The following is a 16,229-nucleotide window of genomic DNA, read 5'->3' on the forward strand; positions in this document are numbered from 1 at the left end:
GTTCTGTGTGTGGTTGCTTATCAGACGTGTCAGGCAAGGCAGGCGCTAACGGGAGTGCTGAAAAAAGGGAATAACGTGCCCATGGCGAGGCGCCGATGAAGGACAGGGCGCGGCACAGAGGTGGCCGCGACGCGTTGTTGCAGGCGTGCCGCCGGCGTGTGGCTGGGGCGCGAGCAGTCAGAGGTTCATTCCCGCACGAGCAACTGTTGGATCTACCGTGACGAACCAGGAAGCGATTGTCCGTGCCGGATGCGAGCCTTGCGCCAGGTGGCAGACCGCCGCGCGGGGGATGGCGACAGGGGTGGTGCTGGTTGGCCTGGGCGTGCTGCTGGGCTGGCAGTTCGGCATCGAGCCGCTGATGCGGCTGAGGCCGGGCATGGTCGCGATGAATCCCGCCACCGCCAGCGCGTTTGTGCTGTGCGGTGCGGCGCTGTGGATGCTGGCGCGCGGCCAGATCCCGATGCGGTATCTGCATGCGGCCAGGCTCTGTGCCGCGCTGGCGATGGTGATCGGGCTGGTCAGGCTCGTCGGCTACAGCACGGGCATCGATCTGGGCATCGACCGGTTGCTGTTTGCATCAAGTCTGGACGACGGCAACCAGCCCGGCCCCAACCGCATGGCGCCCAACACAGCCAGCGCGTTTGTCTGCTGTTCGCTGGCGTTGCTGCTGCTGACGGCGTGGCGAAGCCGCTGGCGGATGCTGGGATCTGTGCCGGCGCTGATCGTGCTGTGCTCGGGCTTCCTGACGGTGATCGGATACCTCAATGGCGTTTCGTCGCTGGCGGCGGTGGGCAGGTTCATTCCGATGGCGTTGCATACGGCGGTGACGTTCATCGCGCTGGCGGGGGGATTGCTGCTGGTGAGCTATGCGCGTGTCATGGACGGCACCGAACCGCCGTCGGAAGCGGCGGCAGGCGATGCCGAGCGACGCGCCACCGTGGGCATGGTGGCCGCCCTGGTCGTCATGAGCGTCGTCGGGATCGCATCGTACAAGAGCCTGGGGCACTTCATCGGGCTGGACGATTCGCGCGAGCGTGCCCAGGAGGTTCTGGCCAAATCAGCCGAGACGGCTTCGATCATCAAGGATGCCGAAGCTGGCGTGCGGGGTTATGTGATCACCGGCGACGAGGCGTTTTTGCGTCCATATCAAAGCGCGGTGCAGGGAATCGGAGCCGAGCTGGACCGGTTGGAACATCTGACCAGCGACAGTCCGCATCAGCAAAACCGGCTGGAACAGTTGCGCTGGCTGATCCAGACGCGGATGGCAGCATTTCAGCAGGTCATCGAGTTGCGTCGGACACAGGGCTTCGACGCGGCGCGAGCCAGGGTGAGCACGGGAGAGGGCAGGCGACTGATGGATCAGATCCGTCAGTTGCTGTCGGCAATCGCGCAACAGGAGCACGACCTGCTGGACGAGAAGAAGGCCGCCGCCGCGGCCGGGGCACGCGTGACCATCGCGATCGTGAGCGTGGGCAGCGGGATCGGGTTTGTGTTGGTGGCGGCGGCCGGGTGGCTGGTTCGCCGCGACATGCTGGCACGCAGCCGCGCCGAGCAGCAGATGCTGGAGGCCAAGCTTGCCGCCGAGCGCGCCAGCCGCGCCAAAAGCGAATTCCTGGCTCACATGAGCCACGAGATCCGCACCCCGCTCAACGGTGTGATCGGCATGCTCGATCTTCTGCTGGGAACGACGCTGAGTGAACAACAGCGCCGCTACGCCGCCCTGGCCAAGTCCTCGGCACGTTCACTGACCGGCGTGATCAACGACATCCTGGACTTTTCCAAGATCGAGGCCGGGAAGCTGGAGATTCTTCCCTCGGAGCTGAATCTGCGGCATCTGGTGGAAGAAGTCGTGGAAATGCAGGCGCAAAGCGCCTCGAGCAAGGGGCTGAAACTGGCGTGTCACACCGATGCCGCGGTTCCCACAATGGTGCGCGCGGATGGTGACCGTCTGCGGCAGATTCTGGTTAACCTGGTCAACAACGCCATCAAGTTCACCCATCGCGGATCCGTGGTTGTGCGCGTCACCTGCGATCAACTTGCCGAGGATGCACGCCATGCCACCATTCGTTTTGCGGTCTGCGACACCGGGATCGGTATTGCCCCGGATCGCTACGACAGGCTGTTCAAGGCATTTTCGCAGGCCGATGCATCGACCACACGCAGCTACGGCGGGACGGGACTTGGACTGGCGATTTCCAGACGCCTGGCGGAGTTGATGGGCGGACAGATCGGCGTGCAGAGTCAGCCCGGCGCTGGCTCGACCTTCTGGTTCACCGTCGTGGTCGAACCGCTGCCCCAGCAGCAGGCGCCATCTCCTTCACAGCGCCTGGATCCAAGGACCCTTCGCGTGCTGGCGGTGGACGGAGACGAGCTTCAGCGACAGGTTTTGGGCGAGCAGATCGCCAGTTGGGGGCTGGAGGCCGTGACCGTCTCGGATGCGAGGATCGCGCTGGAATCGCTCAGCCAGGCGGCGGCGCGGTCGGACCCGTTCCGCGTGGTCATCGTCGATGACGCCATGCCCGGCATGGATGCGTATGAATTCGCCGCGACGGTCAAAAGACGTCCGGCCATCCGCGAAGCGGTGTTGATGATCCTGGTGTCGCTGAACAGCCAGGTTGATCCGCAGCGACTGCGGGCCGCGGGGTTCTGTGGCCACATGACCAAGCCGCTGCGTCAGTCGCAACTGTTCAACGCGATCATGGACGCGATCGCCGCCAGCCAGCGGGATCCTTCACCGCTGCCGGACTGGCCGGTTGTGCCCCCGGCGGCGCTGCCTGCGCCGGCCCGTGCGGCCGGGCTGCTGCCCCGTCCACGACCAGCCACCTCGGATGATTCTGGAGCCGGCGATGGACGGATCGCTGCCCGGTCTGACATCCGCATCCTGCTGGCCGAGGACAACGAGATCAATCAGATCGTGGCCAGCGAGGTGCTGGCCAACGCCGGCTATCGCTGTGACACGGTGGTCAACGGGCGGCTGGCGGTACAAGCTGTGTCACAGCAGCGTTACGACCTGATCCTGATGGATTGTCAGATGCCGGAAATGGACGGGTTTGATGCGACGCGGGAGATCCGGCGTCTGGAACAGGCGGGCGGCCTGGCGGGCGAGCAGCGGCGACGCGTGCCCATCGTCGCCCTGACCGCCAACGCCATGCGCGGCGATCGCGAGCGATGCCTGGAAGCGGGCATGGACGCCTACGCGAGCAAGCCGATCAATCCCGATCAACTGTTGGCCACCATACGCCAGGTGCTCAGTGACTGCGCTGACGGCCGCTGCGCCGCTTGAGTGCCGTGGCCGATGCGACGATAGCAGCGATAGGAGCAGAATCGATGAATGACCCAGGCCGCCCATGCGATCACGAACTTCGCCACGACACGGCCGAGGCTCCGCTGGACGTGGACAGGCTGCTTCAGCAGTGCGTGGGCAGCGCAGCGATCGTCTTGCGCGTGCTGGACCGTTTCGCGGTGCAACTGAACGCGGATCGGGAGGCGATCCGAGCCGCGGTGAGCGCCGCTGATGCGGCGGCGGTGGCGCGAACGGCACACAGTCTGAAGGGCGCCGCCGGCGCCGTGGCCGCCGATCGCCTGCACGCCGTCGCCGCTCTGCTGGAGACGCACGCCAGAAGCGGTGAGCTTCAGGCCGTCGCCCGGGAACTGGACGCGTTGATCGCCGAGATCGAACGTTGCGCCGCGTACCTGCCGGCGGCCCGCCGCGCGGCCAGCGCCGCCGGCTCGCGACAGGTCGGCGATTGTCAGCAAAGGAACCAGCGATGCGGGTCCTGATCGTCGAGGACAACGAAGTTTATCTGACGCTGCTGAGCCAGACGCTGATGGCGGCGGGGTTCGAGGTGCAAACGGCCCGCGACGGAGAAGAGGCGCTGTCGCTGGTGCTGGATGGAGATGCCAGGCTGGTCGTTTCCGACTGGGAGATGCCGCGACTGAGTGGTCCTGAGTTGTGCCGCCAGATTCGCCACCAGGACATTGCAGGCTATGTCTACATCATCCTGGTGACGGCGCATGACTCTCCGCGGGAGCGCGTCGAGGGACTTTCGGCCGGTGCCGATGACTTTGTCGCCAAGCCGTTCGATCCCGATGAGCTGGTTGCGCGGGTGCGTTCAGGGGAGCGGATCCTGTCGCTGGAGACGCGCGACGTGGCGATCTTCGCCATGGCCAAGCTCGCTGAATCGCGTGATCCGGAGACCGGGGCTCACCTGGAGCGCGTGCGGGGTTACTCGCGTGCGCTTGCCCAGCACCTGGCGGGCGTATCCAAGTTCGCCACGCAGGTGGATGCAGAGTTTATTCGCCTGATCTACCAGACCAGCCCGTTGCACGACATCGGCAAGGTGGGGATCCCTGACAGCGTGCTGCTGAAGGCCGGACGACTCAGCGACCGCGAATTCGAGATCATGAAGACGCACGCGACGCTGGGCGCGCAGACGCTGGAGGCGGCGCTGCGGATGTTTCCGGGCGTGCGATTCCTGCGCATGGCCAGGGACATCGCCGCCACTCACCACGAACGCTACGACGGCGCGGGGTATCCGGCGGGTCTGGCGGGGCAGGCCATACCGCTGTGCGGGCGCATCGTGGCGCTGGCGGATGTGTACGACGCGATGACCTCGAGGCGCGTGTACAAGGCGGCGTTCGGGCACGAAGTCGCCAAGTCCATGATTCTCCAGGAGTCCGGCAGCCACTTTGACCCGGATATCGTCGACGCGTTCGTGAAGACCGAACCACAGTTTGCCGCTATCCGCGAGCGCTTCAGCGACGACTCGCGGGCGGCGGCGTAGCGCCCGCCCGGTTCGGGCAGATCAAGCTTCCCCCTGCATGCGCTTCAGCAGTTGCATGACATATTCCCGGACCCCGTTTTCGCCTCGCCGCAGCGCCACGTGATTGCCGTGCCGCTCGAAGAAGGCGATGGCCTTGGTGGTATCGAACTGGTTCTTGGGGCCTTTGCCCCTGCGGTCGATGATGGTGGCGTTACTGGCGGTGATATGGCGTGCGAACTCCGCGGCGCGTTGCCAATACATGTAGCAATCGACCAGGTTGTAGATCTGTCCGGAGACGGACGGATCGCCGACGGCGTAAGTCAGCGCGTCGGCCACGTCCTGCACGTGCGTGATCTTTCCACCGCGGTCGGTGTCGATCGTTTCGCCGCGGCGGGCCTTGTCGATCAGCTCGTACCATTGCGATCGCGTGAGCCTGGGATCGATGCCGTACACCGCCGCCGGACGCCACGCGCTGGTGTTCATCCCGTAGCGATGATGGTGGGCCTTGAGGAACGCTTCCACCGCCGCCTTGCAGGCGCCGTAGCTTCCCCCCGGCCAGGCCGGATGCGTCTCGGTGATCAGGCCGTTCCACTCGTCGCTGATTTCATGGAGGACCGCCACCGAGCTGACAAAGATGAACTGTGCGCCCGCGAGCCGCGCCGCCTCGAGCAGCCGGATCGAGCCGGGTACGTTTCGTTCGAAATCGTCATAGGGCGAGCTTTCGCGCGCCGACCAGTCCACGGAATTGTGAATCACCGCATCGACGCCAGTGACCAGCGACTGGATCGCGTCCGGGTCGTTGTGGCTGCCGACGACGAATTCGCTGACGTATGGTTGAATGTGGTCCCTGCGGCTGGTGGGACGGACCAGTGCCCGAACCTCGTGCCCTGCGCGTTTGAGCGTGGCGGCGGTGTAGCTGCCGATGAACCCGCTGGCGCCGGTGAGTGCGACTTTCATGTCCGGTATTCTACCGCGGCGGCAGTTGTGTCAATCCGGATCAGTCCACGAGTTGCCTGAGGCTGCCGGCCAGCGGAACCATCGTGACGGATGATGTGAACCCCTGTGGCGGATTGGTCATCAGAGCCGGATCGTAGCGTATCGTGATGTCGCCGTCGATGAAGACCGCGTCGCTGGAAGCGCTGGATCCGGAGATGATACATCCGCGAAGCACGGGGTCGTTGGAAAAGCTGATGGAACCGGTCGCGTAAACCAACCCACGAATCTCGCTGGGATAGGCATCGGATTTATCATTGTCGGACACACCGTTGTAAGGCAACCCGGCGGGATTCAGTGTTAGATTGGCGTCGTTTTCCAGAAGCTGCAAGGATCCGCTGCACTGAATCTCGAGGTTTCCGACAACCACCAGGGCGGGATAGTCGGCCCGGGCTGGCTCCAGCAGTAGCGCGTCGCTTAGAACCACTTTCTTTCCGGGGGCGATGATGACCAGGGTTCCCACGATGCGCGACGTGCTGATGGTGACATTGCTGGAGGATCGGATCAGGTAGACGCCGTCGGGATTGGTGCTGCCCCAGGGATTGATGCCCGGCCCCAGGGCGCGACGGTCGATGGCGCTGATGCCACTGATTTCCGTGGCCAGCGCCGAATACAGCGCCGCGATGTCGGTGGAAGGCAGCGGTCGGGCGGGCGTGCCGGTGACGATCCCGCCGTACACAATTCCCGGATCCACCACCGAAGCGACCTCGGCGGCGCCCTCGATCGTGCCCTCGTTACGAAGTCCGCTGTTGGTCGAAGCCGTCGCCGCGCCCAGTTTGACGCGGCGGTTGCGCACGCGAAGCTGACCGGGGACATGAATGGCATAGCCAAGGGTCGAGAGGGGCTGGGGACTGGCGTTGAGGGTGATGCTCAGCCGATGCCTGGACGCTCCCTTTTGCCCGACGACGCTGAGCACGACCGGGTCATGCGGCCGATTGGCCAGATTGTTGTCGATCGGGTCCTGCGCGCTGATCGAGATGGTTGCTCCGCCCACTGAAAGCCCGGATGCCCAGGTGCCGTTGGGGCGAGTGGAACGCCAGTTGGGATCCTGGCTGATCCAGAGTCGGGCCAGTTCCAGGGCTGATTGGGCCGCGAGTCTTGCGGCGGCGGCTTCGCCGAGGGAGTCGGAGCTGCGTGCCTGCGCCCGTGCGGCCAGGATGCCGCCCACTGCCAGCGTCAACACGATCATCGCCGCGCCCAGCACCGCGATATAGATGCTGCCGCGGCGTCGCGCCTGTTCACGCGGGCTGGCTTCCGCCGCGGGCGCGCCATTGATCGGGCCGGTAGGTGTACGCAGTGCATCCATGAGTCTGACTCTTCGTGCCCAACAGCCAAAGCCGCGAAATTCACGGCGCGCTGGTACGCAACGCCGTTCGCGTCGCCACGACAAGACCGTTGCGCAGCACCGTCACCGTGATTCGCTTGACTCCGGTTTCGCTGCCCGCGGGCTGCGACGGGTCGTTGGCCAGCACCCGCTGCACCGACACCGTCCGTCTCCATCCGCTCAGTCCCGCCATCGGCGTGCCGTTGCGATCCTGAGGAGGCGATTCACTCCAGCCAGCGAAGTCGTCCACGTCATCCCAGCCAACCTTTGAAGTCGTCGATTCGCCCGCTTCCAGACCGAAACCCGATGGCGAGGTTGGATCCGTATACGACAGGACCAGCACTTCATTGATCAGCGAATCCGCCAGCACTCCGCCCAAAGCACGCTCGGAATTCTTGTACTGCATCAGGGCCGAGGCGGTCGTGGCCCGCATCGCGGCGACCAGCAGCACCGACACGACCAGCATCGACATGATCGCCTCGACGAGCGTGAACGCGCCCGCATGCCGGGAACCACTCGGCCGCACAGGTTGGTGGCTGATCAGTCTCATGGCGGGGGAACCGATGGCTCGTTGAGCAGCCGGATCGTGCCCTGCGCGACAGCACTGGCGTCGGCGCCGCATCGCAGCGTGTACTGCACGCTTCTCAGCCGATGTTCATATGCTGCGGGGTCCGCCACGCTGTAGGTCCCATAGATGTAGTGGCACAGATCCTGCCCGAAGGGCATCGACCAGCTCTGCCCGGAGTTGTTCGTGACGACCAGATCCGCATTGGGCGCGCTGGCCAGCAGCGCCTGGTACTGTACATCGCATGCATGGGCATCGCGTTGCCATTGAATCACCAGGCATGCTCCGTTGCCGGCGGGTCGCTCCGTGGCGCTGCTGAACAGGAATTCCTGCCACGTGTAGTTGCCGCCAAGGCTGTTTTCGTAGAGGGGCATTTCTTCAAGCACGACTCCGGGGAACGGACCGCCCGGACGCGGCGCGCGAATCTGTACACGAGCCTGTCCGCTGGCCGAGCCATGATTCCGCGCCCTCAGCTTCACCCGCGTAACTCGCCACTTGACCGCTCCTGCCGGCAGGCTCGGCCTGAAATACTGTCCCACCCAGTTGCTTGAATCGATCGCGAAATCGCCAAGGTAGAAGAGAGGCACGTTGTCCAGGCTGCTAAGCAGAATCTCCCCGCTCTCGCTGCAGGTCGTGGGAAGCTGCTGTGATCGACGATCGTAGACGAATTGCAGGACGCGCACGTCGGAGGCGATCGCAACGGCGGGGCGTGCGTTGATCGACCGCAACAGGGGATCTCCCGCCACGCCCGACCATGAGTAGCGGATTGTCTCCGGCGAGCCGTCGTTGTTTCGGTCCGCAACGACAAACTCGATGCTGGTCGCGCCTGTCACGCTGACGGATGTGGCGTAAGCCAGATCTTCTCGAAGCTGATCGACGGCGCTGGCGGCGCGGAGGATCGTCGCCGCTGCGCCGTTGCGATCCGGACTGGCGCGTCCGGCCAGAAGCATCGCAGATTGAATGCCCAGCATGATCACCGCGACGATCACGACCGTCAGCACCACTTCGACGAGCGTGAAGCCTGCGGCAGGTCCGGGGCGAAGCGGCGAAGTTGGCGAAAAGTGCTGCGCTGCCATGTCGGGTGAAATCACTCAACGCACGGATGCGTTGCCGGTGTCGGCATCCACGCTGATCTGTCGCGTCACGTTGCCGCTGCGGACCACGATCGTGCCGGCGTTGTCCGGAACGCCGTAGCCGTTGAATGTCACCGATGTGGTGCCCGCGCCGCCGAAGCTGACCGTGCCCAGCGTGCTGTAGTAGGGCGCCGACGAGAGCGAAACGACATAATTCGCGGCCGGAGCATCCAGGCTGCTGCGACCGACCAGCCGATAGGTGCTGGTGGGCGGATCGAAGCTGACGGTGCGGCTTGCGCTGGCGGTGCGGGCGTCGGATTTCGCCAGCGCCAGGTCCGCCGCCACGCGCCGTGCCGCGGCCTCGACGCGGTAGCGACTGACCGCCACCGCATAGCGCGGCGCCGCCAGCGCGGCGATGATCGACACCAGCACCATCGCCAGAACCAGCTCCACCAGGCTGAATCCCTCGTCACGCGACATCGCTTGATCTGTCCGGGGCTTCAGAGTGTGTTCGGAAAGGCGACCGCTCCCGGGCAATCCTGTTGCTCCGGGAGCGGCGATGATCCGATCGCTGCGCCGGCGCCGCCGGCCCAGTGGCTAGAAATCGATTCAATAGGCGTTGTACTGCTTGCCCGTGGCGTCCTTTTCGCTGTCGGCCAGATTCGCCTTGATCTCGCCGGTCGTGGGGTTGTAGAACCACCCGCCCGGAGAAGTGCCCGGCGTTCCGGTGGAGCCATCCACGATGGTCGTGCTGTTCTTGAACCCGTTTCCGCCCACAGGCAGCGGCGGAACCTTTCGCAAATACGGTCCGTAGATTGCGGTGGCGGTTTTGTTGGGCGAGGGCGTTCCGCTGGAGTCGGTGAACTGCGTGAGTTGCGCCTCGAATGTCGCCACCGCCGGATATGTCCCACCGTGCTCGGTGGCATACAGGTCGATGGCGCTGCGGAGGACTGCCAGGTTGCCCGACAGCGCCGAATCCGCCGCACCGGCTGATCCACGGCTCAGCCGCGGGATCGCGATCGCCGCGATGATCCCGATGATCACCACCACGATCACCAGCTCGATGAGGCTGAAGCCTCGCGGCGACGGCCCCCGCGTACGCGGCGCACGTCCATATCCACTGTTGCTGACTGCTCCCATGAACAGACCTCCGTTCTCTTTGCTTGCCGGCAGTTGCGGCTCTTGGATCGCTTTCAACTGCACCTGCACATCCAGATCGGTCATCATCCGTAGGGACTTGAGCAATCGAATCGATTGCGCCGCCGCGGGGGCGCCTGCCAGCCGATAACCCGTCGTATCACGGATTGGCCGACGCCAGCGCGCCGTCCTGGCGTTCGGCCAGGGTCAATGTCACCCGCTGCGACCCGGAAGCGAACGTGGCGGCGCGATGCTGCACCTGGATCAGCCGAAAGCCGTCCAGCATCTGCCCGAGTTGAATGATTCGCCCGCCGTCCAAAACCGCACAGGCACGATCCCCGGACACCACCACGCCAATCAACCGATGCGTCCGGCGGAAGTTATCGGCCGGAGTGGGTCCGCTCTCCAAGGCAACCGATACCACCGGCTGCTGCAACTCCCAGGCGGTGCTGAAGGCAAAAGCGTCACGCGGCTGGCCGGGCAATTCATCCCCGAGCCCGCTCCAGACTTGCCGCAGGCGATCGGCTATCGACCAGGCTGATTCAGAACTCGCCTGGGTACTGGGCGCAGGCGTACTGCCCCCCGCTGCAACCGGCGATGCGCTGCTCGCGGCGGCGGATGCACGCGACGCCACCGTGTATTCGGACTTCGCTGGTTGGCCGATTGCCGCTGCCGTGGTCTGGCGCTGCGCGGCATCCTGCGCAGCATCCGAAGTGTAACCGACCACGAATCGATCAATCCCCAAAGCGCACAGTCCCAGAATCACCACAGCCAGCAGCACCTTCTGCTGCATGCTCGCCCTGAGGAAGATCCTGGACCAATTCCCGCCAGCACCCTTGGTCGAAGCTTTCATGGCGAGTTTGATAGACGATACATCGCCGCCAAAAGCAAATCCGACCGCGAGATCAGCCGCCTGTTATTTGCCATCGGCAAGGGAACGGGACTGAGCGGGCGGCTGGGTGAACCACAGCAGGTCCAGGACATAACTGGCGCTGGTGTTGAAGTTGCGGTCCGCACCGGGGGCATCGCTTGTGCTGCCGTCGGGACCCGCTTCCGCGCGCAGTCCCGTTGCTGTGAGATCGAAGCTGACCACCGCCAGGTCCGGCATGTTTTGCCTCAGCCGGTGCAGGAAGATCTGGAAACTGCGGTAATCGCCGCGGCCGCTGACGCGGATGGGAACCAGGGCGTGTCGCTGTCCGCCCGCGGTGGCGGGGATGCCCCCCGCGTGCGCCAACACGCCAGACTCCAGCGCATCAATGGCCAGGCGGTTGGCGCCAGCCAGTTCAGTGAGCTGCGCCAGCCGCTGGTTCATTGCCGAGGGCGGCTGAAGCGCCAGCGACGCCTGTGATGCGGCGCGCTGCGCCCCCGCAAGCTGATCGCGCGTCAGTTGAACCGTCCGCTCCAGCTCGCGTGCTTTTGCCCTGGCCGATGCCAGCTCGATGGCCTGCAACCTGGCGTGTTCGTGATGCCGGATGGCCGGCTGAATCTGCAACAGGTACGCCCCCAGCGTCACCGTCGCCAGAAACGCCACGCCCGCCGCGTCCAGCTTCCAGGGCTTCCAATTGGCTGAGGCACGTCTTTCCGATTCGCTGCGGATCATGGCGCGGCTCCTTGTGCGGCGGTGGCGGTCGGGATGCGCGGCTTGCCGTTGTCGCTGCGGATCGTGCAGGTCAGCTCGAAGGCGACCGCGGTAGTATCCAGCAGCGGCTCGCGACCGGTGCGCAGCAATCGCACGTCGTCGAACAGCCCGGTCTGCTGAAGCCGAAGCACGAACTGCGCCACGCCGGGCTGAGTGCGCCCGACCCCGCGGATCGCGATCGTCACGTCGCCGTTCGATGCATGCGCCCATCCGCCCGATGTGGCGCCAGAAATCGCCGAAGCGCCACTGAGCGCTGAAGCGCCGGCGCTCCCGGCCGCTTTGGTTTGAAGCTGCACCGCGCGCAGCGTCACATCCTGGCCAACCGTCCGGCCCAGCAACGCCAGCAGGATGCTCCAGTCCGGTTGATCGCTCAGGGCCAGGGCGGTCTGACGCAGCGTCTGGGCCTGGAGCAGTTGACGTTTCAGGTCCTTGAGCGTGCGTTCCAGATCAGCCACCCTCGTCTGAATGCGCGGCAGATCGCCCGTATCGCACGGATCCTTCAATCCATGTCGCCAGAGGGAGTGGACCGCGCCGCCGCTGCCCAGCACAAGTGTGGAGTAGATGGCGGCGGCGGTGATCCAGCGTCGCCGGCGTCGGCGGCGACAGACCGCCACCTTCCGCTGCATCGGGGTCAGGTCCACCGAGGCCGCGGCACTCATCGCATACAGCGCAAGGCCTGTCGCCATCGTCATCGCCGGGCTGTTGCCCGGTGCGGCGTCGGTGCATTCAACCAGGTCCTTGGGCGACAGGGGCTGCACCGGCAAACCCAGCCGGTTCTGAAGATACGCCACGAGTCCGGCGATCGTCGCGCCTCCGCCGCAGACCAGCAGCCGGCCCACCGACGTGTCGGCGTAACGATGCGCCACATAGCCGAAGGCCTGCTCCAGCTCGACGATCATCTGTTCCAGATGCCGCTGCACCAGATCGCGCACTCGCGACGCCTGCGCCGGCGGGGCCAGCTCCGCCGCGGACGGGACGCTGATCCCGATCTGCTCCAGCACGTACTGCGCCTCGTCGTCGGCCAGGCTGAACTGGTCGGCCAGCCAGCGCACCAGCATCCCCGTGGCCGCGTCCGGCAATCGCCGCTGATAGATGACACATTCGTCGCGCACCAGCACCAGAAGCACCGAGCCAAAGCCGATGTCCAGGATCGCGCTGACCGAGCCGGGCGTGTGCTCGGAGTGCAGCCGGCACGCCCGCGCCAGTGCCATGGCCTGCGGATCGATCGCGACGACGCGGAAATCTTCCTGCTCGAACGGATCAAGCAATTCGTCCGCGCGGTCGTGCCGCAGCGCCACGGCCATGACCGAGGTGTTCGCGCCGGCTCCGCCGCGCGACGGGGCGGGCAGGTCCCACCAGGCCAGCTCGAATGCGTCGTCGTCGATTTTGGCGTTGCGCGCCAGCTCCGCACGGGCGATCTGGCCGATGGGTGCGCCGCTTTGGGGTGGGGGAACTTCCAGCACATCCGATAGAAGATGCCGCGCCGGCGCCGCCACCACCAGATCGTGGCCGACAAAGCCATGCCGCTCGAACACGTCGCGAAGGTTTCGCACGGTGTGCACGTCGAACGGATGGTTGGGCACCGGAAGCGGCAGCCTCGCCGCCGCGTGCACCCGCCAGCGCCCTTCACCGGCGGGCGCAAGCTGGACGGCCTTGACCGAATGCGAACCCAGGTCCACGCCGATCGGTCCGGGTGATCGGATACCCAGCATGCGGCGCATCAGATTCATCCGCCACCTCCACCGTGCGCCGCCGACACCAGATCGAACAGCGGCAGGAACATGCTCAAGGCGATGAATCCGACGATCAGGCCCAGTGCGATCAGGATCGCCGGCTCGATCACGCTCGTGAGCGAGCGGACCACGACGTCGTTTTCCTCATCGAGAAAGTCGGCCATCTGGATCAGCGGCTGTGCGACCTGTCCTGTGGCTTCGCCGTTTCGCAGGGCTTCCTGAACGCAGGCGCTGATCAGATCCGAGCTGCCCAGCACGGCGCTGACCGGCTCGCCGCGGCCAACCGCCGCCTCGGCGCGCGACAGCAGCTCGGCGTAGTGGAGGTTGGCCGCCGACTGCCGCGTGAGCTGAAGCGCATCCATCAGCGGGACCTTGCTGTCCAGCAGCGTGCCCAGCATTCTCGCGATCCGTGCGCTCATGATGCTCCGCGAAAGCCGGGCAAGCTTTGGAAGATGCAGCGGCAGCGTGTGCAGCGCGCGCCGGCCCGGCTCGGACTTGAGCCACAGACGCATCACCACGGTCAGGACGATCAGCCCGATTCCGCAGGCCCACCACCACTTCCAGAGCATCTGACTGGTCCACATGAGCATGCGCGTGGTTGGCGGCAGGGGGGAATCCAGCGATTCGAACAGGCCGGCGAATCGCGGCAGAACGAACAGGAGCATCACCACCAGCACGACCAGTCCCAGCCCGATCAGCACGCAGGGGTAGACCAGCGCTCCGACGATGGTATTGCGAAGATGCAACTGTTTGCGTGTGAGGCTGGCCAGGCGATCCAGCATCACCGGCAGGGTTCCGCTGGATTCACCGGCGGTGACAAGGCTGCGGCAGACATCGTCGAAATAGGCGGGCTGATGCCGCATCGCTTCGGACAGCGGCGAGCCTTCTTCGACCCGTTGGCGAAGCTGCGCCACGACCGCGCGCCACGCGGGCTGTTCACACTGCCGCTCAATCGCGCCCAGTGCCTGCACGACCGGCGTGCCGCTGCTCAGCAGAACCTGCATCTGCCGCGAGAACATCGCCAGATTCCGCAGCCGCTGGCCGGTGCCGGGCATCCTCGATCCAGATGCACGAACCGTTCGATGGCTGCCTTCAGTGCCCTGTCCGGCCCGAATCTCGGTGGGATACAGCCCCTGGCGGCGAAGCTTCTCCCGCGCGTCGGCGATCGTGGCGGCCTCGATCGAGCCTGGCGCGGCGGCGCCTGATTTGTCATATGCCGTGTAGCTGAAGTTCATGCCGCCTGCGCCTCCGATGAACTGCTCTGAGCCGGTTCCATTCGCTCCGCATCATCGCTGTGCGTGACGCGCAGGACCTCATCCAAACTGGTCTTTCCCTCCAGTGCCAGCAGAACCCCCTCGTCCCGCAGCGTCAGCACGCCACGCTTGCGCAGCAGTTCCCACATCTGGTGGGTCGGAGCCGCCTGATGGATCAGCCGGCGCAGCTCCGGCGTGACCTCCATGACCTCATAGATTCCGATTCGCCCGCGGAACCCCGTATCATGGCACTGCATGCACCCGCTGCCTTTACGGAATGGCCGCCCGGATTTGTCGCTCAATCCCGCGTCGGCCAGTTCCTGCGGTGTCGGGAAGTACTTGGTGGCGCAGTTGGGACAGATGGTGCGCGCCAGTCGCTGCGCGACGACTCCGACAAGAGCGGCGGACAGCAGGTACGGCTCGATGCCCATGTCCAGCAGTCGGGCGACAGTGCTGGGCGCGTCGTTGGTATGCAGTGTCGCCAGCACCAGATGTCCGGTCAGCGCCGCCTGCACCGCGACCCTGGCCGTCTCCTCGTCGCGGATCTCGCCGACCATGATCACGTCCGGGTCCTGTCGCAGGATGCTCCGCAGCGCCCGCGCGAAGGTCATGCCGATGTTCGCCTGCACCTGAATCTGATTCACCAGCTCGAGCTGATACTCGACCGGATCTTCGACGGTGAGGATGTTCAGCTCCGGGCTGCGAAGCAGGTCCAGGGCGCTGTACAGCGTAGTGGTCTTGCCGCTGCCGGTTGGTCCGGTCACCAGAAAAAGCCCGTGCGGACGCTCGAGCATGCGTTTGACGGTGGCCAGTGCCTCGGGGCGGAAACCCAGGTCTTCCATGCGCACGCGCAGGTTTTCCTTGTCCAGGATTCGCAGCACCAGCTTTTCGCCCAGCAGGGTCGGCATCGAGCTGACGCGAAGGTCGATCTCGCGTCCCTCGGCGACGATCCGCACTCGCCCCTCCTGCGGAAGTCGCTTCTCGGCGATGTCCATCTTCCCGATCACCTTCACTCGCGACACGATCGCCGCGTGCATGCCCATCGGCGGCTTCATCATGTCCCGCAGCACACCGTCGATCCGGTAGCGGATCCGCGTTCCCTTGCGGTCCGGCTCGATGTGGATGTCCGAGGCCTTGTCGCGCACCGCCGTCAACAGCATCACGTTCACGAGATTCACGATCGGCGAGCCGGCGACCAGCTTGTCAAGGTCGGCGATCGGGCCTTCGTCGATGGTCTCGCGATCGACAACCTCGACGTCGCTTTCGGCCAGGCTGGTCAGGAACGCGTCCACGTTCACGTTCCCGCCCTTGTACTTCTGGATGTACTCGCGGATGTTGCTGGCCAGCGCCAAAACCGGACGGATCCTGCATCCGGTGAGCTGCCGCAGACGGTCGATCTTCGGCAGGCTCTGCGGCTCGGCCATCGCGACCGTCAGCGTGTCGCGGACCTTGAACATCGGAATGGCGACCAGCCGCTGTGCCTCTTCCTCTCCGATCAGCTTGAACGTCGCCGGATCGATCAGACCATGTCGCAGCACGCATCCCTTGATCCCGATGTTCGCCGACAGCTCCTCGATCAGCCGCGTGGCGGGGATGATCCCCATCTCCACGAGAATCTCACCGAGCATCGCTCCGCTGCTTTTCTGCTGGGCCAGCGCGCGCGAAAGCTGCTCGCTCGAAAGCACCCCCTGTTCGAGCAGCGCATCGCCCAGGCGAGGTTTTTTCGGCGTGGCGGTCGCCATGGTCGCC

14 protein-coding genes are annotated in these 16,229 nt (G+C 65.3%); 3 read left to right on the forward strand and 11 right to left on the reverse strand.

Annotation, left to right across the window (positions count from 1 at the left end; genetic code table 11):
- Positions 1 to 217 precede the first annotated feature (217 nt).
- Genes ACQS5P_RS15895 through ACQS5P_RS15905 form a run of 3 tightly spaced genes read left to right on the forward strand, consistent with a single transcriptional unit; the run spans position 218 to position 4,784 of the window.
- Positions 218 to 3,283: a CHASE3 domain-containing protein gene (locus ACQS5P_RS15895; protein WP_428937598.1), complete on the forward strand. Its 3,066-nt coding sequence runs from the start codon at positions 218 to 220 to the stop codon at positions 3,281 to 3,283.
- A 44-nt stretch (positions 3,284 to 3,327) separates the two neighbouring features.
- Positions 3,328 to 3,780, forward strand: coding sequence for an Hpt domain-containing protein (locus ACQS5P_RS15900; RefSeq protein WP_428937599.1), 453 nt, complete (start codon positions 3,328 to 3,330; stop codon positions 3,778 to 3,780).
- Positions 3,768 to 4,784 carry an HD-GYP domain-containing protein gene (locus ACQS5P_RS15905; protein ID WP_428937600.1) on the forward strand — a complete coding sequence of 339 codons (1,017 nt, stop codon included), beginning with the start codon at positions 3,768 to 3,770 and terminating at the stop codon, positions 4,782 to 4,784. The genes ACQS5P_RS15900 and ACQS5P_RS15905 overlap by 13 nt, the downstream gene beginning before the upstream one ends.
- A 21-nt stretch (positions 4,785 to 4,805) precedes the next feature.
- On the opposite strand, the gene ACQS5P_RS15910 is transcribed toward ACQS5P_RS15905, so the two are convergent.
- The 11 genes from ACQS5P_RS15910 to ACQS5P_RS15960 all read right to left on the reverse strand — a co-directional run bounded on the left by ACQS5P_RS15910 (position 4,806) and on the right by ACQS5P_RS15960 (position 16,222).
- Entirely contained in the window at positions 4,806 to 5,720 is a 915-nt protein-coding gene (locus tag ACQS5P_RS15910) for an NAD-dependent epimerase/dehydratase family protein (RefSeq protein ID WP_428937601.1), read from the reverse strand.
- A 40-nt stretch (positions 5,721 to 5,760) separates the two neighbouring features.
- A complete protein-coding gene (locus ACQS5P_RS15915) occupies positions 5,761 to 7,062 on the reverse strand; it encodes a hypothetical protein (RefSeq protein ID WP_428937602.1) in 1,302 nt (433 codons plus the stop codon).
- Between the two features lie 40 nt (positions 7,063 to 7,102).
- Positions 7,103 to 7,630 (reverse strand): type IV pilus modification PilV family protein, encoded by a 528-nt coding sequence (locus ACQS5P_RS15920; RefSeq protein ID WP_428937603.1) that lies wholly within the window; start codon positions 7,628 to 7,630, stop codon positions 7,103 to 7,105.
- The gene (locus ACQS5P_RS15925; RefSeq protein WP_428937604.1) at positions 7,627 to 8,721 is read right to left on the reverse strand and encodes a prepilin-type N-terminal cleavage/methylation domain-containing protein; all 1,095 of its coding nucleotides are present in this window, start codon (positions 8,719 to 8,721) and stop codon (positions 7,627 to 7,629) included. The genes ACQS5P_RS15920 and ACQS5P_RS15925 overlap by 4 nt, the downstream gene beginning before the upstream one ends.
- Positions 8,722 to 8,736: 15 nt before the next feature.
- Positions 8,737 to 9,198 (reverse strand): pilus assembly FimT family protein, encoded by a 462-nt coding sequence (locus tag ACQS5P_RS15930; protein ID WP_428937605.1) that lies wholly within the window; start codon positions 9,196 to 9,198, stop codon positions 8,737 to 8,739.
- Between the two features lie 129 nt (positions 9,199 to 9,327).
- Complete coding sequence (locus ACQS5P_RS15935) at positions 9,328 to 9,858, reverse strand: prepilin-type N-terminal cleavage/methylation domain-containing protein (protein ID WP_428937606.1); 531 nt, start codon at positions 9,856 to 9,858, stop codon at positions 9,328 to 9,330.
- A gap of 157 nt (positions 9,859 to 10,015) precedes the next feature.
- Complete coding sequence (locus tag ACQS5P_RS15940) at positions 10,016 to 10,708, reverse strand: hypothetical protein (protein ID WP_428937607.1); 693 nt, start codon at positions 10,706 to 10,708, stop codon at positions 10,016 to 10,018.
- Positions 10,709 to 10,771: 63 nt separating this feature from the next.
- Positions 10,772 to 11,455: a hypothetical protein gene (locus ACQS5P_RS15945; RefSeq protein WP_428937608.1), complete on the reverse strand. Its 684-nt coding sequence runs from the start codon at positions 11,453 to 11,455 to the stop codon at positions 10,772 to 10,774.
- The gene (gene pilM / locus ACQS5P_RS15950; protein WP_428937609.1) at positions 11,452 to 13,224 is read right to left on the reverse strand and encodes a pilus assembly protein PilM; all 1,773 of its coding nucleotides are present in this window, start codon (positions 13,222 to 13,224) and stop codon (positions 11,452 to 11,454) included. Before pilM ends, ACQS5P_RS15945 begins: the two co-directional genes overlap by 4 nt.
- Positions 13,221 to 14,462, reverse strand: a complete 1,242-nt coding sequence (locus tag ACQS5P_RS15955; RefSeq protein ID WP_428937610.1) for a type II secretion system F family protein — start codon at positions 14,460 to 14,462, stop codon at positions 13,221 to 13,223. The genes pilM and ACQS5P_RS15955 overlap by 4 nt, the downstream gene beginning before the upstream one ends.
- Positions 14,459 to 16,222 carry a GspE/PulE family protein gene (locus ACQS5P_RS15960; protein WP_428937611.1) on the reverse strand — a complete coding sequence of 588 codons (1,764 nt, stop codon included), beginning with the start codon at positions 16,220 to 16,222 and terminating at the stop codon, positions 14,459 to 14,461. Before ACQS5P_RS15960 ends, ACQS5P_RS15955 begins: the two co-directional genes overlap by 4 nt.
- Positions 16,223 to 16,229: the final 7 nt, after the last annotated feature.

Origin of the sequence: Fontivita pretiosa (assembly GCF_050410795.1) — a bacterium.
Lineage (GTDB): Bacteria > Planctomycetota > Phycisphaerae > Tepidisphaerales > Tepidisphaeraceae > Fontivita > Fontivita pretiosa.